21 protein-coding genes are annotated in these 22,899 nt (G+C 66.7%); 6 read left to right on the forward strand and 15 right to left on the reverse strand.

Features of this window, described 5'->3' with window-relative positions; translation table 11 throughout:
• Window positions 1-47: 47 nt before the first annotated feature.
• Window positions 48-659: an alpha/beta hydrolase gene (locus E2484_RS08675; RefSeq protein WP_137284804.1), complete on the reverse strand. Its 612-nt coding sequence runs from the start codon at window positions 657-659 to the stop codon at window positions 48-50.
• 241 nt (window positions 660-900) lie between these two features.
• Here E2484_RS08675 and E2484_RS08680 point away from each other — a divergent pair, with 241 nt between their 5' ends.
• On the forward strand, window positions 901-1,716 hold the full coding sequence (locus E2484_RS08680; protein ID WP_137284805.1) for a PspA/IM30 family protein: 816 nt from the start codon (window positions 901-903) through the stop codon (window positions 1,714-1,716).
• Here the strand turns inward: E2484_RS08680 and E2484_RS08685 are convergent.
• Window positions 1,694-3,073 carry a hypothetical protein gene (locus tag E2484_RS08685; RefSeq protein ID WP_137284806.1) on the reverse strand — a complete coding sequence of 460 codons (1,380 nt, stop codon included), beginning with the start codon at window positions 3,071-3,073 and terminating at the stop codon, window positions 1,694-1,696. The two genes, E2484_RS08680 and E2484_RS08685, sit on opposite strands and share 23 nt — an antisense overlap.
• 117 nt (window positions 3,074-3,190) lie before the next feature.
• On the opposite strand from E2484_RS08685, the gene E2484_RS08690 reads away from it, so the two are divergent.
• Window positions 3,191-4,273, forward strand: coding sequence for a hypothetical protein (locus E2484_RS08690; protein ID WP_321112184.1), 1,083 nt, complete (start codon window positions 3,191-3,193; stop codon window positions 4,271-4,273).
• Between the two features lie 335 nt (window positions 4,274-4,608).
• Here the strand turns inward: E2484_RS08690 and E2484_RS08695 are convergent, their stop codons facing one another.
• The 3 genes from E2484_RS08695 to E2484_RS08705 form a co-directional block, all read right to left on the reverse strand.
• On the reverse strand, window positions 4,609-5,067 hold the full coding sequence (locus tag E2484_RS08695) for a desampylase (protein ID WP_170977274.1): 459 nt from the start codon (window positions 5,065-5,067) through the stop codon (window positions 4,609-4,611).
• A 561-nt stretch (window positions 5,068-5,628) separates the two neighbouring features.
• Window positions 5,629-5,913, reverse strand: a complete 285-nt coding sequence (locus E2484_RS08700; protein ID WP_137284807.1) for a hypothetical protein — start codon at window positions 5,911-5,913, stop codon at window positions 5,629-5,631.
• Entirely contained in the window at window positions 5,910-6,956 is a 1,047-nt protein-coding gene (locus E2484_RS08705) for a zinc-binding dehydrogenase (RefSeq protein ID WP_137284808.1), read from the reverse strand. Before E2484_RS08705 ends, E2484_RS08700 begins: the two co-directional genes overlap by 4 nt.
• Before the next feature lie 155 nt (window positions 6,957-7,111).
• On the opposite strand from E2484_RS08705, the gene E2484_RS08710 reads away from it, so the two are divergent.
• On the forward strand, window positions 7,112-7,768 hold the full coding sequence (locus tag E2484_RS08710) for a MogA/MoaB family molybdenum cofactor biosynthesis protein (protein WP_137284809.1): 657 nt from the start codon (window positions 7,112-7,114) through the stop codon (window positions 7,766-7,768).
• A 35-nt stretch (window positions 7,769-7,803) separates the two neighbouring features.
• On the opposite strand, the gene E2484_RS08715 is transcribed toward E2484_RS08710, so the two are convergent.
• On the reverse strand, window positions 7,804-8,391 hold the full coding sequence (locus E2484_RS08715) for an NUDIX hydrolase (protein ID WP_137284810.1): 588 nt from the start codon (window positions 8,389-8,391) through the stop codon (window positions 7,804-7,806).
• Between the two features lie 509 nt (window positions 8,392-8,900).
• Here E2484_RS08715 and carB point away from each other — a divergent pair.
• A complete protein-coding gene (gene carB / locus E2484_RS08720; protein ID WP_137284811.1) occupies window positions 8,901-12,149 on the forward strand; it encodes a carbamoyl-phosphate synthase large subunit in 3,249 nt (1,082 codons plus the stop codon).
• 15 nt (window positions 12,150-12,164) lie between these two features.
• On the opposite strand, the gene E2484_RS08725 is transcribed toward carB, so the two are convergent.
• The 4 genes from E2484_RS08725 to E2484_RS08740 form a co-directional block, all read right to left on the reverse strand.
• The gene (locus E2484_RS08725; RefSeq protein ID WP_137284812.1) at window positions 12,165-12,440 is read right to left on the reverse strand and encodes a hypothetical protein; all 276 of its coding nucleotides are present in this window, start codon (window positions 12,438-12,440) and stop codon (window positions 12,165-12,167) included.
• Between the two features lie 61 nt (window positions 12,441-12,501).
• On the reverse strand, window positions 12,502-12,858 hold the full coding sequence (locus E2484_RS08730) for a DUF5802 family protein (protein WP_137284813.1): 357 nt from the start codon (window positions 12,856-12,858) through the stop codon (window positions 12,502-12,504).
• Between the two features lie 221 nt (window positions 12,859-13,079).
• The gene (locus tag E2484_RS08735; protein ID WP_321112189.1) at window positions 13,080-13,676 is read right to left on the reverse strand and encodes a hypothetical protein; all 597 of its coding nucleotides are present in this window, start codon (window positions 13,674-13,676) and stop codon (window positions 13,080-13,082) included.
• Window positions 13,673-14,581 carry a magnesium transporter CorA family protein gene (locus E2484_RS08740; RefSeq protein ID WP_137284814.1) on the reverse strand — a complete coding sequence of 303 codons (909 nt, stop codon included), beginning with the start codon at window positions 14,579-14,581 and terminating at the stop codon, window positions 13,673-13,675. Before E2484_RS08740 ends, E2484_RS08735 begins: the two co-directional genes overlap by 4 nt.
• Before the next feature lie 111 nt (window positions 14,582-14,692).
• Here E2484_RS08740 and E2484_RS08745 point away from each other — a divergent pair, with 111 nt between their 5' ends.
• The gene (locus E2484_RS08745) at window positions 14,693-15,394 is read left to right on the forward strand and encodes an HAD family hydrolase (protein ID WP_137284815.1); all 702 of its coding nucleotides are present in this window, start codon (window positions 14,693-14,695) and stop codon (window positions 15,392-15,394) included.
• On the opposite strand, the gene E2484_RS08750 is transcribed toward E2484_RS08745, so the two are convergent.
• The 5 genes from E2484_RS08750 to E2484_RS08770 form a co-directional block, all read right to left on the reverse strand.
• A complete protein-coding gene (locus E2484_RS08750) occupies window positions 15,395-15,715 on the reverse strand; it encodes a hypothetical protein (protein WP_137284816.1) in 321 nt (106 codons plus the stop codon).
• Between the two features lie 3 nt (window positions 15,716-15,718).
• A complete protein-coding gene (locus tag E2484_RS08755) occupies window positions 15,719-17,434 on the reverse strand; it encodes a GTPBP1 family GTP-binding protein (RefSeq protein ID WP_137284817.1) in 1,716 nt (571 codons plus the stop codon).
• Between the two features lie 93 nt (window positions 17,435-17,527).
• The gene (locus E2484_RS08760; protein ID WP_137284818.1) at window positions 17,528-18,565 is read right to left on the reverse strand and encodes a restriction endonuclease; all 1,038 of its coding nucleotides are present in this window, start codon (window positions 18,563-18,565) and stop codon (window positions 17,528-17,530) included.
• 65 nt (window positions 18,566-18,630) lie between these two features.
• The gene (locus E2484_RS08765) at window positions 18,631-20,142 is read right to left on the reverse strand and encodes a BGTF surface domain-containing protein (RefSeq protein WP_137284819.1); all 1,512 of its coding nucleotides are present in this window, start codon (window positions 20,140-20,142) and stop codon (window positions 18,631-18,633) included.
• A 118-nt stretch (window positions 20,143-20,260) separates the two neighbouring features.
• On the reverse strand, window positions 20,261-20,785 hold the full coding sequence (locus E2484_RS08770) for a J domain-containing protein (protein WP_137284820.1): 525 nt from the start codon (window positions 20,783-20,785) through the stop codon (window positions 20,261-20,263).
• A 346-nt stretch (window positions 20,786-21,131) separates the two neighbouring features.
• Between E2484_RS08770 and E2484_RS08775 the strand changes: the two genes are divergently transcribed.
• On the forward strand, window positions 21,132-22,895 hold the full coding sequence (locus E2484_RS08775) for a DUF255 domain-containing protein (protein WP_137284821.1): 1,764 nt from the start codon (window positions 21,132-21,134) through the stop codon (window positions 22,893-22,895).
• The last annotated feature ends 4 nt before the right edge of the window (window positions 22,896-22,899 follow it).

A 22,899-nucleotide genomic window follows, 5' to 3' on the forward strand; every position in this document is an offset into this window, starting at 1 on the left:
CGGGCAAGCACGACATCGATTGACGAGTATCGATCGATGAAACTACGTTATCGTTCCCCGAGCGCTTCGACCAGAAATCCACCTGCCGCGTCGGCAACCTTCCCGTGCTGGCCGACGAAGAAGTGGTCGGCGCTCATCTCGACCGTCTCGTGGCCCAACTCCTCGGCGCGCTTTACCATCGGTTTCCAGTCTGCGGTGTCGTCGCGCGTCCCGTAGACGACCTGCACTGCCCCCGTCACGTCCTCCAGCGCGGCCGCGGCGTCCAACTCCTCGGTCAGCCGAGAGGCGGGCGCGAGGAGCGAAACCGCCTCGGGTTGAGGGTCGACCGTCGCCGCCGCGAGCGTGGCAATCGCGCCGCCGAAACTGAAGCCGAAGATGCCCACGCGCTCGTACCGGTCGCGCGCCCACCGGAGGGCGTTGCGGGCGTCCTCGCGCTCGCCGTACCCCTCGTCCCAGTCGCCGTAGTCGAACCGGAGGCAGGCGATTCCGGACTGGGTGAGGGTTTCGCTCACGGCTTGCAGGCGTTCGTCGCCGCGGTGCCCTCGATGTCGGGGGTGCGGTGGGCAGGCGACCACGATCGCCTCGGCGTCGGATTCGGGGGTGTCCAGCGTCGCGCGCACGTCTCTACCGCCGGGAATCGGCAGGTCCTCAGATTTCATGGGTGGACGTTGTGGAACTGGTCGGATAAGGGTTGTACTCCGGTTTCGGTACCGGTCCGAGTCGGAGAGATCGACAGGAGAACTGATTTAAAATCCCTGCCCGGGTTTGCTGTTCGGCCGAGCGTTCGTGGGCGTACGAGTCGGCCCTCCCTTTCGCTTGCGAGTCGGGCGACCATCGGACTCGTCTGACGACTGTTGGGGAGGTGAGGATTTTAAGGGTCAGGTCACGAAAGAGGGTGATATGGGAGTGCTTTCACGCCTGTCGTACGTCGTCCGGTCGAAGATAAACGCCGCGCTGAATCGGGCCGAGGACCCGTCAGAGACGCTCGACTACTCCTACGAGCAGATGCGCGACGAGTTACAGGAGGTCAAGCAGGGCATCGCGGACCTGACGACTCAGAAGAAACGCCTCGAGATGCAGAAGCGCCGACTCGAAGAGAACGTCGAGAAACACAACGACCAGGCGCGTCAGGCCGTCAATCAGGACCGCGAGGACCTCGCCCGGCGCGCACTGGAGAAGAAAAAGCAGAAGATGAACCAGATCGAGGACCTCGAAGGCCAGATTGCCAGCCTTCAGGAGACCCAGGACAACCTCGTCGAGAAGAAAGACCAACTCCAGAATCGCATCGAGGAGTTCCGCACCAAGAAGGAGAGCATGAAGGCCCGCTACGAAGCCGCCGAGGCCCAGACTCGCGTCTCGGAGGCCATGACGGGGGCTGGCGACGAGATGGAGGACGTGGGGCGCGCCATCGAGCGTGCCGAGGAGCGCACCGAGGACATGGAGGCCCGTTCGGAGGCGATGGACGAACTACAGGAATCGGGCGTCTTCGAGGACGCGCTCTCGGACAAGGACTCGCTGGACCGCGAACTCGAAGAGGTCCGGACCTCGGGCGAGGTGGACGCCGAACTCGAAACGCTCAAAGCCGAGATGGGGAAGGGGTCGACCGACTCCGGCGACACCGAGACCGCCGACGTGGAGGCCGAAGTCGAGACCGAGACCGCCGACGAGGACGTCGAAGCCGAGTTGGAGGAACTCAAGGACGACGACGAGAGCTAACGTCGCTGCTCTCGTTCGGTTCCGTCGCTGCGTCAGCGAGTCGCTCGGCGGTGTCGGACAACTCGGCCGCCGTAATCCGAACCGTCGCGCCGTCGCGCTCCACCACGTAGTGGACGCCCGGCGCGTGGTCGCTGGCCGGGACGAAGATCGCATCGCCGGCCGAGCGTGCGCCGTTCGCGTCGAGCATCGACCGCCACGCCTCGGCGAACTCGCGGGCCTCGTGCTCGGATTCCCAGACCGTCACCCAGTGAGTCGTCGGTCCCGCCGCGCCCGCCGCGGCGTAGTAGTACATCCGGTCGCTGACCCACCCCTCGGCGGCGTCGGCCGCTCGGGCGAACGACAGACCGTTCATCCGGAGCGAGTGGCGGACGACCAACTCGCCCACGGTGTCGACGTGGTAGCGCGTCAGTTTCTCGGACTCAGAAATATCCGGGTCGGCAGGAAGCGGCGTGCGTTCGCTCTCTTCGGTCGGGTGGAGGAGTTCGGCCGTCGAGTTCGGCGGGCCTTCGATCGCGGCGGACCGTTCCGCGGGCGAACTCCCGGTCTTCGCGTAGAACTCGTAGCCGTAGTAGTAGGGCGTCCCGGCGATGCTGTGTGGCCACGCCGCCCGCGCCAGCGTCCGGTTGTACTCCGTGACCGAGTAGCTACCCTCGCCGTATCGCCGGACGTACTGCTCGGTCACCCACATGGCGTCGCCTTCGACCATCGCCGTGGTGACGAGTCGGGAGTCTGTCGTCCAGCGCGGGAACTGCGACCGGAACTGGGTGCGCGAGGGAGTCAGCAGTTCGTGCTGGAACTGGAGCGCGTGGACGAACTCGTGGGCCAACACCTCGTCCTGTGAGACGTCGTACTCCGCGAGGTCGGAGTCGTTCAGCAGGTAGATGTGGACGGCGGCCTGTCGCTGGACCGTGTAACCCAGCGGTTGACGGCGCTCGGTCGAAGCGTTCGAGTACAACTGAAGGGTCTGGGCTCCGACCGGTCGAATTGCACCGAACTCGTCGCGCATGTCGTACCGTTGGTCGGACTCGGCGTCGTACTCGTGGAGCGTGATGCCCTGCACGGCTTCGAGGCCGCGGAGTCGCTCGACCCGGTTCAACACGGTCGCCGGGTCGTAGTCCGGGTCGAACCCCTCCGTCTCTATCGTGACCGTTTCGTCGCTCGACTGTTCGTCGGTCGTTTCGGTCGTCGCTGGTTCGTCGTCCGCGAAGTCAATCTGACTCGGAACGGTCGGCCCGACCGCCGCGGGTTCGACGCTCGCGTCTCCTTCCCCCGGTGTTCGGTCGCTCACCGCCAGGGCCGCGCCCGCGAGCGCGAGCAGGACCGCCAACGCGAGAGCGAACCGCGCCCCCCTTGTCATGTGTTCACGCATGTTCCGGAACGGCAAAAGGCCCGCGGATGTTTCCGCCGGAGGCCCACAGGCGCGTCTACCGGAGGCCCGCGGGTATTTCTGTCGCGGTGTCGTATCCGAGCGCACATGTCGGACAGCGGAGGGTCGAAGAACGGCGGGTCGGGCGACAACGAACCTGACGACGACTCACAGCCCAACGACACGATGCGCGAGCGAGCAGACGAGAGTCGCGTGAAACTCTGGCTGTTACTGGAGGCCAATCGGTGGGCCGTCGCCGGCGGGTTGCTCGCGGGCGTGTTCGTCGCCATGGTCGCGCTCGGCGTTCTCGACCCCTCGCCGCTCCAGCAGTCCGTGGCCGCCTCGGACCCCACCGAGACGCTGTTTCAGGCGTACGTCACCACCATCGTGACGGGGGTGACGCTGGTCGTGACGCTGAACCAGTTGGTACTCTCGCAAGAACTCGGTCCAGTCGGCGACCAGCGAACCAAGATGGACGACGCGATGGAGTTCCGGAAAGACGTGGAGGAGATACTCGACGCTCCCGTCAGTCCGCCGGAACCGACGTCGTTCCTCCGCGAACTCGTCCGAGAGACCTGCTCGCGGGCCAACGCCCTCCGGGACGAGGTGGCCGACAGCCGCGACGAAGAACTGAAAAATCAGGTAGACGACTACGTCGACGGTCTGACCCGGAACGCCGACGCCGTCAACGACAGACTCGACGACGCCGAGTTCGGGAGCTACGACATGCTGTCGGCGGTGTTGGACTTCAACTACTCGTGGAAAATCTTCGTCACGCGGCGCATCCACAACCAGCACGCCGACTCGGTGTCGGACGACGCCCGGGACGCCTTCGACGACCTCGAAGAGGTGCTGACGTTCTTCGGCCCCGCCCGCGAGCACTTCAAGACGCTGTACTTCCAGTGGGAACTGGTGGACCTCTCGCGGGCGATGCTCTACTCGGCGGTCCCGGCGCTGGTCGTCGCCTCCTCGATGATAATCTACTACGACGCGAGGGCGGTTCCCGGCGCGACGCTGGGCATCAGCAACGACGTACTCGTGACCAGCCTCGCGGTCACGATCTCGACGGTGCCCTTCATGCTCCTGCTGTCGTACATCCTCCGCATCGCTACCGTGGCCAAGCGGACGCTCGCTATCGGCCCGTTCGTCCTCCGAGACGTGGACCGGAGCGACGAACTCGACATCGACTGAGGTGCGAGACGGCCGCGATCTCCGTCTGGGGTCGGAGGCGATGACGCTTCCATCTCGGTGCGTGCTGTCATTCCTGCGTCGGCGCGTGCTGTCCTGACCATCCTACCTCGGCGCGTGCTGTCCTGACCGTCCTGCGTCGGCGCGTGCTGGCGCGACCCGTGGCTCGGGTCGCGCCACGGCGCGCGAGGGACGAGCGAACGAAAGTGAGCGAGGAGGCTGGGGAGGCGTGAGGCCGTCGCGGTCGCGGTGCGGTCGCGGTGTGGTGCGGTACGATTGGCTCGATGAGTAGCTAGCTTACGCTCCCGTTCGTCCTCTCGTTCGCAGTTCCGATGAGTTTACGACTCCGACCGTTCCACGCGAACCGACTCCGCCACGAACTCCTCGCCGGTCCAGCGCCACGACCCGAGCGACCCTTCCCCGTCGCCCGCGAGCGACGCGATGACGTACGACCGGTCGGGCCACGTCGCCTGCGCCGCGTCGGTCGCACTCGGTGCGTCCGGTCCCTGCGGATGCGAGTGATAGAACCCGACTACATCCCGACCCGACTCCTCGACGGTCTCCATCAGCTCCAACTGCTCACGCGCGTCGATTTCGTAGCGCGTCCGCGGCGTCTCGGCGACGTTCTCGGCCGGGTGGCGGACCTCGACGCGGTGGTCGGTCGTTTCGTCCCCGCGAGTACCGGCGAGGACGCCACAGACCTCCTCGGGCGCGCCTTCGCGGGCCTGCGCGAGGATTTCCTCACGGACCGATTCGGGGAGGACGATAGCCGGAGCGTCGGGGTTGTCGGTCGGCACGGCGTCTCTGGTACTTCGATTGGTGAGTGGCCGGGATAAGTGCTTGTCCTCCTCTCTGTACGTGGCCAGTGTCGAGTCGGTCCGGCTCGGCAGTCGTCGGTGGCGTCGATGAGTGCGTTACTCGTTGGGCCACGGGGTCTACGCACCGCACAGCACCCCGATTACAGCGGAACGTCGAAGGGGCTAGCTACTCATCGAGCCAATCGTACCGCGACCGCACAGCACCGCACCGCGACTGTCCTGCACCGCGACCGCACCACACTGCGACCGCACATACTGCGACTGCACAGCACCGCGACCGCGACGGCCTCACACCTCCCCAGCCTCCTCGTTCGCTCCGCTCACTCGTCCACCGTCAGAGGCACACTCTGACGAGCCTTCAGTCACTTCGCTCCTGAAGACCTCGCGCGGTTGGCGCGGCGTTCGCGAGCACCGCGCAAGCACGCGCCGACCGCAAAGATATACAGACTCGTCCTAGACACAACAATATGATTGTTTTAGAAATAGTTATACATCTTAGGGACAGATATAGAAACCCGCGGAACCCAAGAGATCGAGCGCTCAGTCGCTTCGCTGGGCCGACCAGACCGCGACCGCGCCGAGCAGAATCGCCGGAATCATCGGCAGGACGAGGTAGGCGAACTTGAACGGGCGGACCGGCGGGAGGTAGAGAATCGTCGCCGGAATCACCAGAAAGCAGACGACGATGACGCCGACCAGCACCCACCCGCGCCAGTCCCACTCCTCGCGTCCGCGCTCGACGGGCGCGTTGGGGTTGGCGACCGCCTCCTCGTCGTCTCTCTCCTCGACCTGCCCGGGGCGGTGCGTGTAGGTGTCTTCGGTCATCTGTCGTACTCGCTGTCGGGCACGACCACGACCTTGCCGAAGCCCTCGCGGTCTTCGAGCATCTCGTGGGCGCGGGCCGTCTCGCTCATCGGGAGCGTCTCCCTGATTCGCGGTTCGATGGTTCCGTCCCAGACGAGTTCCAGTACGTCGTCGGCCTCGCCCGGGTTCGCCATCGTCGAACCGATCACCTTCAGTTGGTTCCAGAAGATGCGGTTGATATCGGTGTTGGGGGTCCCGCCCGTGGTCGCGCCGCAGGTCAGGAGGCGACCGCCCTTGGCGAGACTCTTGAGCGAGTCGCGCCACGTCGCCGCGCCGACGTGGTCTACCACCACGTCCACGCCGCGCTTGCCCGTCAGGTCTCGAATCCGGTCGGCGAAGTCCTCGGCCTCGTAGTCGATGACGTGGTCCGCGCCGAGGTCGCGGGCGTGGTCCAACTTCTCCTCGCTACTGGCGGTCGCGTAGACGTTCGCTCCGGCGTAGTCGGCGACCTGAACCGCGGCGTGGCCGACGCCGCCGGAGGCCCCCAGAACCAGTACGTCTTCGCCGGGCGAGACGTTCCCGCGTGAGAGGAGCATCCGCCACGCGGTCTGGAACACCAGCGGCGCGGCCGCGGCGGTCTCCCACTCGACGCCCGTGGGAACTTCCACGAGGTTGTCCTCCGGAATCGCGGCGCGCTCGCTGTGGACGCCCCGGACGTGTTCGCCGATGACGTGGAAGTTCACGCACATCGTGTACTCGCCGTGGCGACAGTACTCGCACTTCCCGCAGTAGACGCCCGCCGAGACCGCCACGCGGTCGCCCGGTTCGAACCGGGTCACGTCCTCGCCGACTTCGAGGACGACGCCCGCCGCGTCGCTACCCGGGACGTGTGGCATGTCGAGGGTCAGTCCGGGCAGTCCTTTCCGAGTCCACACGTCGAGGTGATTGAGCGCGCCCGCCTTCACGTCCACCAGTACCTCGTCGCGGTCCGGCGTCGGGTCCGGGAACTCGTCGTACTCGATGACGCTTCGGTCCCCGTGGTCGCTGAACTGGACGGCCTTCATACCTACGACGTAGGTTTCCCGGGGTAAAACTGTACCTCAACTCGGTGGCACTCGGAGCACAGAGAGTCACGGCGCGGCTGTAGAAAGGTAATTATTTTCACAGAAGCGATTCGTCGCGGCGTTGATTTAAGGTGCTGTCTGTCAAATACTCACGTATGGTCGATTTCCAATCGCGCGACACGCGGCGGCACGGCGACGACGAGGACGGCGACTCGTCGGGGCGCTCCGAGAACAGTTCTGACGACTCCACAGGTCACGGCGGCCCAGACCACGACGACCACGGCCACGACAACGCTCACGACGACCACGACCATCACGCCCACGACGTCGAGTCCCTCGGTGCGGCGGTCGTCACCGTCTCGTCGTCGCGGAGTCTCTCGGACGACCCCTCGGGCGATGCCGTGGTCGCCAGACTCGAAGACGAGGGTCACAAGGTGGTCAGCCGTGACCTCATCGCCGACGACTACGACAACGTGCAGGGGTCCATCGACGCGCTGACGGGTCGGGGCGACGTGGACGTGGTGGTCACGACCGGCGGAACCGGCGTGACGCCCGACGACGTGACCATCGAAGCGGTCGAACCCCTCTTCGACAAGGAACTCCCCGGTTTCGGCGAACTGTTCCGACTCCTCTCGCACGACGAAATCGGTACGAAAGTCGTCGGTACGCGCGCGACCGCGGGCATCATCGACGGCGTAGTGGTCTTCTGCCTCCCGGGGAGCGAGAACGCCGCGAAACTCGGCGTCGAGGAGATAATCGTCGAGGAAGCCGGACATCTGGCCGGACTGGCCTCGCGCGACGAAGAGAGTTGAACTGCCGAAATTCGAACTGCTGAAGCTCCGTCGGACTACTCGAAGTCACGCCGCATCGCGATCTCGAACCACGGGCAGAGCCGCAACTGGCGATACCACTCGGGATGCTCGTGGAGTCGCTCGTACGGAACCCACATCAGGCCCGAGACTTCCTCCTCGTTGGGGTCGAGCGAGAGGTCGTCCAGGGTCAACTGCAGCACGGCACAGACCTCGTGTTCGACGCCCGCGTTCTCGAAGTATCGCTTGTACTCGAATCGGTCGGTCACTTGCAGGTCGTCGTACTGGTCGGGCGAGATGCCCAACTCCTCTTCGAGTCGCTGGCGGGTCGCCTCCTTCTGGGTCTGGCCCTGTACCGGGTGGGAGGCCACGGTGCCGTCCCACCACGTCCCCCAGAGCCGCTTGTCGGGTGCGCGCTGGGCCAGCAGGATGTTGCCGTCGCCGTCGAACACCAGCGACGTGAACGCACGGTGGCGGATGCCGTCGTTCGTGTGGGCGTCGAGTCGGTTGACGGTCTCCTGCTCGTTGTCGTCGGCGTCCACCGCGACGACGTGCTGGCGTGCGTTCTCGTGGCGGTCCTCGGAAGTCGGCGTGCTGGCGTCAGCCGTCGTGTCGTCCGCGCTCATTGGCCTCTGCTTGTCGGGGATGGGTAAAACCGTCTTCGATAGTTCGCTGCTACGGAAGTCGGTAAATTGCCCCGGAAACCGAAACTAGGGTCGGGGGAGTCGAAGCAAAGCAGAACGAGACCTCTGTTTCCGAAATCCCCCGTCGCTCGCGGTCGTTCAGCGGGATATTTCGGGCGCGCAGTTCTGCGCGCACGAAAATGGCCACGCCGAGACGACCAAGCGATGCGCGAGTGGGCGGCCCTCTCAGTCCACCCAAACCGTGGTCAGTTCGGTCGGGCGCGATCCGGTGAATCGTTATACGGGGCTGCGTCCCGGAAATCGTTCACCGGTCCTTGCCGCGTATATTGGTTCGTCAGGCGCAAGCGCTGGCGCGCGGCGGAGCGCGCCGGCGCGGCCACGAGGAGAAAGCGACGTTCGAGGAGTCGAGATACGAATTTCGAAATCGAGTTCCGGAACTCGTAATTCATCGTCGGATTTATTACGATGAGCGAACTTCCCACTACCAACAGATGACCGAGGAAACCGTAGGCGAGGGACGTACCATCCTGCTCATCGGTAGCGGACCCATCCAGATCGGACAGGCGGCCGAGTTCGACTACTCCGGCGCGCAGGCCTGCCGCGCGCTACAGGAGGAGGGCGCACGAGTCGTGTTGGTCAACTCCAACCCGGCGACCATCATGACCGACCCGGAGATGGCCGACGAGGTGTACATCGAACCCATCACCACCGAAGCCATCGCCGAGATCATCCGGAAGGAGAACCCCGACGGCGTCATCGCGGGTCTCGGGGGCCAGACCGGCCTGAACGTCACGGCGGAACTCTCCGAGGAGGGCGTCTTGGACGAGTACGACGTCGAAATCATGGGGACGCCGCTGGAGACGATTTACGCGACGGAGGACCGGGACCTCTTCCGCCAGCGCATGGAGGAGTTGAACCAACCCGTCGCTCGCTCGACCACCATCTCGCTCGACGAGGGCGAGGAGGTCGCCGAACTCACCGAGGACGACCTCCGCGATCGCGTCGAGGCCGCGGTCGAGGAGGTCGGCGGCCTGCCCGTCATCGCCCGGACGACCTACACCCTCGGCGGGTCCGGTTCGGGCGTCGTCTCGGAGATGGACGAACTCCTCGTTCGCGTCCGGAAGGGACTGCGCCTCTCGCGCAACAGCGAGGTCCTCATCACCGAGTCCATCTCCGGGTGGGTCGAACTGGAGTACGAGGTCATGCGCGACGCCGGGGATTCGTGCATCATCATCTGCAACATGGAGAACATCGACCCGATGGGCATCCACACCGGCGAATCGACGGTCGTCACGCCCTCGCAGGTCATCCCCGACGACGGCCACCAGGAGATGCGCGACGCGGCCCTCGAAGTGATTCGGGACCTCGGGATTCAGGGCGGCTGTAACATCCAGTTCGCGTGGCGCGACGACGGCACCCCCGGCGGGGAGTACCGCGTCGTGGAGGTCAATCCCCGCGTCTCGCGCTCGTCGGCCCTCGCCTCGAAGGCGACCGGGTACCCCATCGCTCGCGTGACCGCGAAGGTCGCGCTCGGCAAGCGCCTCCACGAAATCGAGAACGAGATTACGGGCCAGACCACCGCGGCGTTCGAGCCAGCAATCGACTACGTGGTCACGAAGGTTCCGCGCTGGCCCAAGGACAAGTTCTCCGACGTGGACTTCGAGTTGGGCACCGCGATGAAATCGACCGGCGAAGCCATGGCCATCGGTCGGACGTTCGAGGAGAGCCTCCTGAAGGCGCTGCGCTCCTCGGAGTACGACCCCGACGTGGACTGGGCCGACGTGGACGACGAGAGCCTCGAAACCGACTTCCTCGAAACGCCCACTCCGGACCGGCCCTACGCGATGTTCGAGGCGTTCGACCGGGGCTACACCGTCGAAGACGTGGTGGACCTGACGGGCATCGAGGAGTGGTACGTCGAGCGCTACGAGAACGTCTCCGATGCGGTCGTCGCGGCCCAGGACGGCGACTTCGAGCGCGCCGCCGAGACCGGCTTCACGAACCAACAGGTCGCCGCGGTCGCCGGCGGCGAGACCGAGGGCGCGGCGGAGGCCGCCCCGCGGAATCCGAGCAGTGGCGCGACCGCGATAGACGAGGTCGAGGCAACCGCACCCGACCGCGACTTCAAACAGGTGGACACCTGCGCCGGCGAGTTCGCGGCCTCGACGCCGTACTACTACTCGTCGCGCAGACCCGGCGCGGGACTCGGCCGCGACGAGGTGCAGGTCGACAGGGACGTCGAGAGCGTGGTCGTGGTCGGCGGCGGCCCGATTCGCATCGGGCAGGGCGTCGAGTTCGACTACTGCTCGGTCCACGCGGTCCGGGCCTTGCGCGAGGCGGGCATCGAGGCCCACGTCGTGAACAACAACCCCGAGACGGTCTCGACCGACTACGACACGAGCGACGGCCTGTTCTTCGAGCCGATTACGGCCGAGGAGGTCGCCGACGTCATCGAGACGACCAACGCCGACGGCGTGATGGTCCAGTTCGGCGGCCAGACTTCGGTGGACATCGGCGACCCCCTCGAAGCCGAAATCGAGCGCAGGGGGTTGGACTGCGAGATTCTGGGCACCTCGGTCGAGGCGATGGACCTCGCGGAGGACCGCGACCGGTTCAACCGCCTGATGGACGACCTCGGAATCGCACAACCGGAGGGCGGTTCGGCGACCAGCGAGGAGGAGGCCCTCGAACTCGCCCACGACATCGGCTACCCGGTCCTGGTCCGCCCGTCCTACGTCCTCGGCGGCCGGGCGATGGACGTGGTCCACGACGACGACGAACTGAAGGAGTACATCGAGGAGGCGGTCCGGGTCTCGCCGGACAAGCCGATTCTCGTGGACGAGTTCCTCGCGAACGCGGTCGAACTGGACGTCGACGCGGTGGCCGACGGTGGGGACGTGCTGATAGGGGGAATCATGGAACACGTCGAATCTGCCGGGGTCCACTCGGGCGACTCGGCCTGCATGATTCCGACTCGGGCGCTCGACGAGGAGACGCTCGGTCGGGTCCGCGAAGTCGTGGAGGACATCGCGGTGGCGCTCGACACCGTCGGCCTGCTGAACGTCCAGTTGGCGGTCCAGGACGGCGAAGTGTACGTCCTCGAAGCCAACCCGCGCTCGTCGCGGACGGTCCCGTTCGTCTCGAAGGCCACGGGTGTCCCCATCGCCAAACTCGCCGCGAAGGTGATGGCGGGCGAGTCGCTGGCGGAGTTGGACGCCGACGAGCAGATTCCCGAGCAGGTCAGCGTCAAGGAGGTCGTCCTGCCCTTCGACCGCCTGCCGGGGAGCGACCCCCGCCTCGGCCCGGAGATGAAGTCCACGGGCGAGGTCATGGGCACCGCCGACACCTTCGGGAAGGCCTACGACAAGGCTCAGGACTCGACCGGGAAGCCGATTCCCGAGGGCGGCACCGCGGTCGTGGACCTCACCGACGACTTCGGGGAGTACTTCAGCACCGAGGAGTTCGCCGACTACTTCGAGGTCGTCACGCCCGACGAGTTCGAGGACGACGGCGAGGAGTGGACCGACCGCGCGGAGCGGGCGGTCCTCGACGGCGACGTCGACCTCATCGTCTCGCGGAACCGCGACCTGCTGGAGACCGCCGTCGAGGAGGAGATAACCTACTTCTCGACCGAGGCGAGCGCCGCGGCCGCGCTGGAGGCGCTCGCGGCGACGGACGAACCGCTCGACGTGGAACCCGTCGGCGACCGGCCGAAGCAGTCCCGCGAGTGGGGCAAGTAGCGCCCGAACGCCCTTTCAAACGACGAGTAGTCCGACCACGCCGCCCGCGAGCAGGGCCGCGAGCGCGTACCACGGTTCGCGACGGATCGTCTGCTGTGCGGCCGGAATCTCTCCGGTGTACTGGATGCCCAGCGCTACGCCGACGAAGGCAGTGGTGAAAGCCACTGCTACCGTCGTCCGGCCGATGCCGTGGGCGTAGCCGACCAGAACGCCGACGACCGCGCCGAGGACGACGGCGTGGACCTCGGTGTAGGTCAGCGGATTGTCCGACTCGAAAACCGGCTTTGCCATGGACGTGTCTAGCCGCCACGCGGTTTAAATTATTTTTCCAGTGTATAAAATTACCGACGGGTCAGGTGCCGACGCCGGGCGTCGCTTCCTGATACCGAAGCAGTTGGTCCGCGCGGTCGGCTTTCGCCAGTAACACTTCCTTGAGCTTCGGCGGGTTCCGGATGCGAGTGTCGTCGAGGAGGTCCTCGGGAAGCGCCAGCGTCCCTTCGGGGACGCCCTCGTCCCCGCGGACTGCGACGTGGTGTTGGTCTACCTTCATCACGAGCGGATTGTCGAGTCGTTCGATACCCTCCCCGGAGGTGTACAACTGTTCGTTGATGCGCCTGTGTTCGTCGCGGCGCATGACCGCGTGTTCTTCGTCGGACGGTTCTACGTAGAGCCGTCCGAGGTAGTAGCCGCTCGAAAACTCCTCGAACATGAGACGTGTTATCGTATGCCACTACAAAGTATTAAACGTTCCGTAAAGTTTTATATAGTAGGGCAATCCCACTACTTAATTAGTTTCGACTGGGTTCCGTCAGCGAACGCCGGAGTAGAGACTCCTCGGAGGCGAACAGCAAATTACTCCATGCCGAAGAAAACGAAAATATCTTTTTGAGAAACGTGTAGTAGTCCGAGACCATCGCGGTCGCCCCGGCCTCACTCGGAGCCGTCGTCGCTCTCCACGCCGATACCGCGTACGTCTTCCTCGCCGTCGACCACCATCGGACAGTCGGCCACGCGGAAGTGGTCCGTGTCGGGCATCGCCAGAATCTCGGTGCCCTCGTGCGTGCAGGCGAGGTCCGGCGGGTCGCCGAAGTACGGACAGCCGTGGCACGTCGCCGTCGGAATCGTGCGCACGTCGCGGTCGTCGGACCAGTCGGTCGCGCCTGTCGCGTCGGCGGCGTCGGGCGAGACCGTCACCGTCGGTCCGTCGTCGCCCTCGGCCAACCGCTCCCAGAGTTGCTCGCCGTCGAGGTCGCCCACCTCGACCGACTCGAAGGCGTCGGTCTCGTCGCGGTCGCGCCGCCGTCGCTCGTCCACCTCCGCGGCCACGTCGGCCAGCGGGCCTTCGCGGGTCCGACTGCCAGCGCGCTCGCCGCGCTCGCCCGGGGGTCGCTCGCCGGTTCGCTCCCGAACCTCCTCAGCGAGGTCGCCGAGGGGTTCTTCGGGCTGGTTCCGCCGGTCGCGGACGTCGCGCTGGTTCCGCCCGTCCTGCCGGTCCGGTCCGTCTCGTCCGTCGCGCTCGTCGCTCATACGTCGTCCTCCGCGACGATGTCGTCGAGGGCGTTGCCGCCGTCCCGGCCGTCGGCGTCCATCACGCTCCCGAGGTCCCAGTCGGCGCGCTCGCCTTCCAGCGCGGGCGGGTCGCCGACCACGAGACGGGCAGACCCGAACAGCCCCTGTTTGGGCTCCACGTCGTTGAACGTGCTCGCGCAGTGGGGGCACTTGGGTTCGGCGAGCAGGCCGACGTGGACCGTCTCGGAGCAGTGACTACACTTGGCGCTCTCGACGCCGCGGCGATTGGCGAGATGGGCGAGTTCGTCGGCCGCCGCGCGGGCGGCGTGGCGGGCCGCCAGCGTCTTGGTCTGGTCGCGCAGGTCGGTCGTCACCTCCGCCAGCGTCGTGAGTTTGGCTTCGAGGTCGTCGGTCGTGTCGGTCAGATACTCCAGTACGTCCTCGTAGTTCTCGAAGCCGGTCTCGACTCGCTCGTCCAGTTGCTCGACGGTGTCGGACAGCGCGTCGAGTTCGTCGGCCAGTCGGTCGGCCCGGTCGGCCACCTCCTCGGTCCGGTCGCGGAGGTCGGGGTGGTCGTGGTCGGCCGGTGCCTTTCCGTCGGCCTCGCGCTTGACCTGCACCACTCGCTCGCGCACGTCCTGAATCTTCCCGTCGAAGTCGCTCTCGGCGTCGGCGAGGTCGGCCTCCACTTCGGCCAGTTGGGTCTCGAACTCCTCTCTGGTGGCCGAGAGGCGCTCGCCGAACTCCCGGCGGAGCGCGTCGAACGCCTCGCCGTTCTCGACTCCTTCGGGCGCGTCGCCGTCGCGGAGTCGCGCGAGGAGTTCGTCTCGACTCAGGTCCAACTCCTCGGCTTTCGCGTCGAGCCACCCCTCCAGCGAGTCGTCGGTCGGGTCGGACGCCTCGCTGACATCTTCGCCAGCCATTCGATTTCAGTTCTCACAGGCCCAACTTAATGGTTAGCCTCCGTCGGTCCAAGCTGGTCGTTTGTCGACAGAATTTTCAGGTGTCCGGACCGACCACCGACCGACGACCGCATGCCCGACGACCACGCCACCGACGTAGACGCCGTTCTCTTCGACCTCGACGGGACGCTCGTGGAGTACGAGCGCCCGACCGCACAACTCCTCGACCTCGCCTTCGAGTCGGCCGAAATCGATCCGTTCTTCGACGTGACCGACTACCTCGACCGGTTCGGCGACCACCTCACGCCCGGCGTGACCATCCGGGAAGGCCGGGCGAACTGCTTCGCGGAAATCGCCGACGACTACGGGTACGACCCCGAACGCGGTCGGGCGGTCGCCGAGGCCTTCGCCGCCGAGCGCGACCACTCGCGGGTCGAGCGCCTGTCCGGCGCACGCGAGACCCTCGACGCGCTGGCCGCGGACCACGCGCTCGGGGTCGTGACCAACGGCCCGCCCGAGATGCAGACCACGAAACTGGAGGCCGCGGGACTGGCCGACCGCTTCGAGACGGTGGTGTTCGCGGGCCACGACGCCGCCGCCAAGCCCGACCCCGAACCCTTCGAGGTCGCGCTGGCGGACCTCGGAGCGAAGGCGGACCGCGCGATTCACGTCGGCAACTCGCTCTCGTCGGACGTTGCTGGCGCGCACGCCGCAGGGTTGCGGTCGGTATGGGTCCCGGCCGAGGAGGGCGTCGAACCCGACCCGGAACCGCACCACGCCTTCGAGTCGCTGGAGTCGCTGGCAGGTTCCGGGCGACTGCCGTGGCGCGACTGATTACCGTAAGTCGAGTAGATTCGCAACGACCATCACGACGCCCAGCACCGCGAGCAACAGCGAGAACAGGTCGCCGGACGTGGCGTACTCGTAGCCTCCCCAGACCGCGACCCCGCCGAAGAAGGCGAGTTGCCAGTTCCTGGTGTCGATGGCGTCTCGGAGGACGCCGCCGAGCAGGAGACCCGTGAGGTAGACTGCGAACAGCGAGGAGACGACGCCCTCACCGGTCCGGACCGAGACGGCGAGACCGGCCGCGCTCAGGACGAACAGGAGGCCGGCGAGGAGCGTCGTGGTCAGTTCGAGGGCGCGGTCTCGGTCCACCGGTCAGTCGGACCCGGCGGTGCTGGTCCCGGCGTCGTCGCTGGTCTCGGCGTCGTCGCCCGGATTCACGTCGGTCACGGTACCGACGCCTTTGCTCTGGCCCTCGCGGAAGACGAACCGCTGGCCCTCCTCGACGAGGTAGGGCCGGAACTTGAACCGGACCGTGGTGGTCCCGGAGTCGCCGGGGAGGAGTTGACCTCCGTGAGGGTGGAAGGTCACGGCCTCGCTCACGGTTTCGAGGTGGATGACCGGTTCGTAGCCGTCGCCGATGCGGGTCGGGTGGTTGAGGACCACGACCTCGGCCTCGAACTCCCGAACCGGGTCGGGGTCGGCCTCCTTCGGAAGCAGGACCATCCCGCGCTCCACGTCGGCCTCGCGGACGCCTTTCAGCGCGATGCCGACGATGCGGCCCGCCTTGGCCTTGTCCACGCGATGGTAGTGCATCTCGATGGATCGGACTTGGACCTCGCGGAAGGCCCCGTCCGCCATCGGTCCGAGCAGGAGTTCGTCGCCGGCCTCGACTTCGCCCGACATGATGGTGCCCGAGGCGACCGCACCGACTCCGGTCACCGAGTAAGTACGGTCGATGTACATCCGGAACTCCCCGGAGTCGGCGGTCGTCTTGGGCAGGCGTTCGAGCAGTTCGTCGAGCGTGTCCAGACCCTCCATCGTGACCGCGCTGGTCGTGAGGACCGGCACGACGCTCTCGCCTATCTCCTCGATTGCGGCGTCGATGCCGTGGCGCTCGATGCGCAGCGGCGTCTTCCCCACGTCGCGGAGCAGGCGCTCGACTTCGCGCTCGACCTCCGCGACTCGCTCGTCGTCCACCACGTCGGCCTTCGTGATGGCGACGATGGTCGGAAGTTCCGTGGCGAGCAGGACCCCGAGATGCTCGCGGGTCGTCTTGGTCGGGCCGTCGTCTGCGGCCACTGTCAACAGGCCGTAGTCGAGTTTCTGACCGACCAGTCCTCGAATCGTGGTTCGGAGCCACGGCTCGTGACCCACGGTGTCCACGAACGAGACCAGTCGGTCGGACTCCTCGACGACGCGGGCGCGGTCGGACTTCCGGTGTGGGTTGTCCATCCGGACCGGTCCCTCGCCGTCGAAGCCGTAGACGGCGTACGAGAGGTCGGCCGAGAGGCCGCGCTCGACCTCGTGGGGTTGCACGTCGAGGAAGCCCCGCGTGCCGCCCTCGCCGTCGTCGGGTTGGCCGGTCACGAGCGACCCGACCAGCGTGGACTTGCCGTGGTCGACGTGGCCCGCGGTCCCGACCACGATGTGTTCGCTGTCGGTGTCGAGCATCGCTCCTTCTCGAACCGTCGCCACGCCGACCAGTCCGTCGGCGTCGTCGTCGGTGTCGCGGTTGGTCACGAACAGCTCGTCCTTCTCGGTCGCAGAGCCGTCGGCGTCGATGCCCCACGTCTGTACGTCTTCGATGTGGGCACCCGCCTCCTCGGCGAGCAGGCTCAGTACGTCCATCGACTCCGAGAAGGCCTCGTGACTGATTCCTGCGATGCCGCCGTCGTCGGTCACACCGACGACGTAGGTCGCTTCACCGTCGCCCGATAGCACGCGATGACGGAGCTGGGCCGCGAGACTCTCCATCCGGCCGTCGGCGAGGTGCAGGTCCTTGGTGAGTCGCTCTTTGAACTCGACGTTGCCGCCCTCTCGTTCGCCGCGTTCGAGGGCGCTTTGCAATACGGCCCGGTTAGGGCACATACGACCGGGTTAGGTCGGCGTCATGAAAAGCTTGCCGCCCATTGTCGCGGTAACTCGCCGCAGACGATGATTCGGGAGGTTCGACCTCGGAAACTACCGTTGGGTCACGTTCACCGCGAGATTCGGGTCGTAGTCGAACTCGACGGAGACGGGCGCGTCGGAGGCGTTCTGGTCGTAGACCAGCGTCCCGGTCGTCCCCTCCGGCACCGCGAAGACCGTCCAACCGACGTAGTTCGTGTCCGGCGAGATGGGGAAGTCCACGAAGCCGTCGTGGTCGTTGAGCGGTTGGTGGCTGTAGGTCCGTTCGTCGGTCCGGAGTTCGAATCCTGCTTGCTTCACCGTCACCTCCTCCTCGCCGGTGTTGTCGAGACTCATCCGGACGAGGACGAACTGCTCGCCCCGCGGTGCGTGGTAGGCCCTGCCGTCGCTCTCGTTGGGGTCGATTGTATCGACCACCTTCGCGTTCCAGGTCACGCTGAGGGTGGTCGTGCTGTTGGCGGGCGCGGCCGACTCGGCCGAGATGGGACCGCTCCCCCCGCCGACGAAGGGAAGCGACGGGGTCCAGAGGACGCCCGCGGCCAGCAGGGCGGCGACCACGACGATCGCGAGTACGGGTTTCGTCGGAACCGACCCGTCGGCGTCTCCGAGGACGCCCGAGACCAGCGACGACGCGCGTCCGTCGACCGCCTTCAACGTGTCGAGCGGCGAGTCGCCGTCGTCGCCTTCGGCCGCCGCGTCACCGTCACTGCCGCCACCGCCGCCGTACTGCTCGGCGAGGTCGGTCCACTCCTTGCGCTGGAGTATCCGTGCGATGCCCTCGCCGTCGAGCAGTTCGACGCCGGACCCTTGCGAGACCTTGTCGGCGTGGTCGGAGAACGTCCCCGCTGTGACGATTGCGGCCTCCGCGACGTCGTACTGCTGGCACAGCGAGGCGAACTGCTGGACTTGCTGTCCGCCGACTTCGCCGTCGTCGGCCATGGCCCAGAGAAGACCCTCCTCGCCGGTTTGGGACCGCTGGACCGCGACGATGACGCGGCCGTCGTCGCGCTTGACCTGCGTCTGCCAGCCCTGTCGCTCCCAGAGGGCCGCAACGAACTGCCCGAACTCCGACTGGTCCATTCCCTGCAACATGATTTCACCGCGGGGGAACCGTGTTCGAGTTCATATCCTCAGCCCCCGTATAAAAAACATCGGCCCTATCGCCGTCGGGCGGCCAACAGGGCGGCCGCCAGCACTGCCGCGACTCCCGCGACTCCGTCGAACCCGGGGACGGGGACGAGACCGCTGTTTCCGCCGCTCTCGTCGTCGTCGCCGCTTCCGTTCTTGCTGGCCTGTTGAGTCAGCGGTTTCGCGGTACCGTCCAGGGGTGCCTGCGTCAGGCCCGCCGTGGTCGTCGCCACGGTCGTCGTGGTCGCGGTCGTCGTGGTCGTCTTCGCCGTAGTCGTCTTCGTCGCGGTGGTCTTATTCGGCGTCGTCGTAGTCTGATTCGGCGTGGTGGTGGTCTCCTCCGGCGCGACCATCCCGGCGACGGTCGCCTCCTGATCGGGGAGTCGGAACTCGAACTTCCGACCGGGTTCGAGGTCCGAGAAGTCGAACGTCGTCGCGAAGGTTCGGTCGTCTTCGACCGTCACCGTCTCGGAAAGTAAGATCGGCGGGAGGTCGTCGTCCCGGGCGCTGATATTGATCGTCGTCCCGGGCGTGAACGACGTCGTCCCGTTGATTTCGGTTCTCCCCTCGACCACGACGGCCTCACCGGGGCCGTTTCGGTTCACGTGGAGGCGACGCGGGACGACTCGCATCCTCGTCGAGACGGTCTCCTTCCGGTCGGTGAGTTCACTCTCGGGCGTGACGGTGAAGGTGACGTTGTACGTCGAACCCGGTTCGATGCCGTGTTCACCGGTATCGACGAACGCGTAGAAGCCGTCGCCCGCGCCGTCGCGCACGAATCGCTCGACCTCGTCACCCCAGAACTGGTGGGCGTTCGCGTTCATGCCGCTGTCCGACTGAGTGAACTTCAAGTGGACTCCGTCGTCCCCGGGACCGAGCCGTTCTCTCGTTACCATTCCGGACAGCCCCGTCGCGTTGACGTGGACGACGAACCAGTCCTCGGCCGCGACGGACCCGTTGTTCCACGGCGGTACCGTCGCGTCCGCTATCCCGGCGGGCGAGTCCAGTTCCGAAATTCCCGTCGACCCCGGTGCGATACGGGCGTCCATATCGTTGGTCGCTCGGTCTTCGATGACGAACGCTCCTATCGCCTGTTCTTGGCCGTTGGCGGTGACGTTCATCGGGTACTTAGCGGGCTCGAGCGGCGCGTCTATCCGCTCGGTCTGGAGTTCGAGGTTACTTATCGACCCTTCCGTCGCGCTTACCATCTCGCCGAGTCCGTATCCCTCCCGTCCGGCCTTGAACGTGTTCAGTCGCAGTTTCGTCGTTCCCTTTCCGACGTTCGCCTGTAACCAGAAGTTCTCCTCGGGCGACCCGATGTTCAAGGTTCCCGCTTTCGGAGTCGTGACGGTGATGTTCATCACGTCTCCACGTTCCTCGTAGACCACCGACGGCGTGAACGAACCGTCGGCCGCGGTCCCCGCTCTCGCCAGCGGTGCAGTCGTCACGCCTGCGCCCGGCCCGACGGCCGGAACGACGCTCGCGGCGAGCAGGACTACGACGACTGTGACGACGCGATACTGCGGAGGTCTCGCTGACATGGCGGGGTGAAAGTTAGCGAGGTGTTATGACCCATCCGTAATAAATCCGCTTGGTGACAGTCCGGGCCTGCGGGAAATTTAGGACCGGCGTTGGCGTCGAGGGAGGGACGGCACGCCCTCAGTTCCGTTCCTGGAGTCGCTCGTAGGCTTCCTTCACGCGCTTGAATTCGGACTCGTCGCCGGACTCCCGGTCGGGGTGGACCGTCTTGACCTTCTCGCGGTAGGCCTGCTTGACCTCCTCGGAGTCGGCGTCGGCGTCGAGTCCCAGGACGCGGTAGGCTTCGGCCGCGCTCGGCCCGGAGTCCCCTCCGACCCGTGCGCTGCCCGCGCGCGCTCTCCGACCGCGGCCGCCGCGGGCACCTCGCGCGCCGAACCCGCCGCGGCGCTCGGAGTAGGAGTCGCGCGGTCCCGCGCCGAATCCGCCTCGCTCGGACGCCGTACGCTGGTAACGCCCGGCCCGACCGCTCTCGACTCGCTCGCGGAGGCGACCGCTGGCGTGGTACCAGACGAGGTAGGCGGCCACCGCGAACGGGACGGCGATGGCGAACAGCGCGGGGGTGTAGACGAACGCCAGCACGAATTCGAGCGTGGCGATGCCCGCGAGAACTGCTGCCAGCCCGAACAGGAGCCGGTCTTGCTGCACGCGTGGGTCTTGGTGGCGTGGGATTGTAAGCGTCTCGCTAGGTATTTTGCGACGCGATAGCTGGTCTTTCGTCTCGACGCGTGCTGGCGCGACCCGCGAGGGGTCGCGCCAACCGCGCGAGGGAGGCGGCCGCATCCGCGGCCGCCGAGGCTGGGGAGGTGTGAGGCTGTCGCGGTCCAGTGCCGTGCGGTATGAGTGGCTCAAGGAGTAGCTAGCTTCCTCTCGTTTCTCTTTGCTCTCGTTCTGCCCTCTCCACTCCCTCGTTCTCCAACTCCTCTCTCGCCTCCAATCACCGCACGGTTCCGACATAGCAAGACCCATCCCGGCCCACTTCCAACGCCAACACATGAACGAAAGCGCCGAGGAGACCAAAGTCGAGTGGCGCGAGTGGGGCGAGGACGCCTTCGAGGAGGCCCGGGAGACCGACACGCCGGTCCTGCTCTCGCTGTCGGCGACGTGGTGTTCGTGGTGTCACGAGATGGACCGCGAGGCGTACAGCAACCCCATGGTCGCGGCGAACGTCAACGACTCGTTCGTTCCGGTTCGGGTGGACATCGACCGCCAGCCCCGGGTTCGGGAGCGGTACAACATGGGCGGGTTCCCCTCGACCGTGTTCACCACGCCCGACGGCGACCTGCTCACGGGCGCGACCTACCTCGGCATCGACGGGATGCGGCAGGTCGTCCAGCGCGTCCGGGACCTCTGGACCCACAAGGGCGAGGACGCCGCCCGAATTCCGCGGAGTCTCCGCGAGGACCCGCCCGCCGGAGAGCTTTCGCCCGAAATCGAGCGCCTCGTCGCGGGCCAGTTAGGCGACAAGTTCGACTCCCAGTTCGGCGGGTGGGGCGACAGCGAGAAGTTCCCGCTCCCCCGGACCGTGGAGTTCGCACTGAAGCGCGAGCGCGAGCAGGCCCTGGCGACCCTCCAGGCGGTCAGCCAGAACCTCTACGACGACTACGACGGCGGCTTCTTCCGGTTCGCCGAGGGACGCGACTGGACCGAGGTCCACCACGAGAAACTCGCCTCGACCAACGCCGCGCTCGTGCGGGCGTTCGCCAACTCCTACCTCTACACCGGCGACGAGGAGTACCGCGACCCGGCCGAGCGAACCGTCGAGTATCTGACCACGACGCTCTGGAACGGCGAGGCCTTCGCCGGGAGCCAGGCCCCCGGCGACTCGCCGAGCGTCCCCGACGAGGACGACGCGCCGGAGGACGAAGACGAGACGGCGGAAACGGAGGTGGCCGGGACCGACGACGGCGCAACCGACGACCCCGACTACTACGGACTCGCGCCGAGCGACCGCGAGGCGGCCGACTCGCCCGCGGTGGACCCGACCGCGTTCGCCGACGCGAACGCGATGGCGGCCGACGCCCTGCTGACCTACCACGCCTACACCGACGCCGAGCGCGCACGCACGTATGCCGAGCGCGCACTGGACTACGTACTGTCCGAACTGGTCGAAGACGGCGAGGTCACGCACTTCGATGCGACCGAGGACGGCTCGGATGAGCGAAGTGAGTCCGGCCTGCTCGCCGACCACGCCCACCTGCTGGGCGCGCTCACCACCGCCCGGCAGGTCACGGGCGACGACGAGTATCTCGACACTGCGCGCGAGGTGGCCGACTACGCGCTCGACGAACTGCGGGAGGAGGGCGACGACTCCGGCGCGTTCGTGGACGGACCACGCGAGGGGCCGGGCCTGCTCGACCGCCCGATGCGGCCGCTCGACCACAACGCCGAAATCGCCGACGCGCTGACCGACCTCGCGCTCCTGACCGGCGAGGACCGCTACCGGGAGGCCGCCGAAGGTGCCGTCGCGGCGTTCGCCGACGCGGCCGACCGCTTCGGCGTGCAGGTCGCGTCCTACGCCACCGCCGCGGCCCGACTCTGCCGGGACCCGCTCGTGGTCGAAGTCGCCGACGACGCCGGGTCGGACCTCCACCGCGCAGCCATGCGAATCGCCGACCACGAGAAGGTCGTGATTCCGGCGGTTTCGGGCGACGAGTACGAGCAGGGGGCCGCCTACGTGGTCGTGGACGGCGAGCGTTCGGACCCCGTGACCACGCCCGAGGCACTGAGCGAGCGCGTGGCCGAATCGACGGAGTAGTACG

Origin of the sequence: Halorussus salinisoli (assembly GCA_005239435.1) — an archaeon.
Classification (GTDB): domain Archaea; phylum Halobacteriota; class Halobacteria; order Halobacteriales; family Haladaptataceae; genus Halorussus; species Halorussus salinisoli.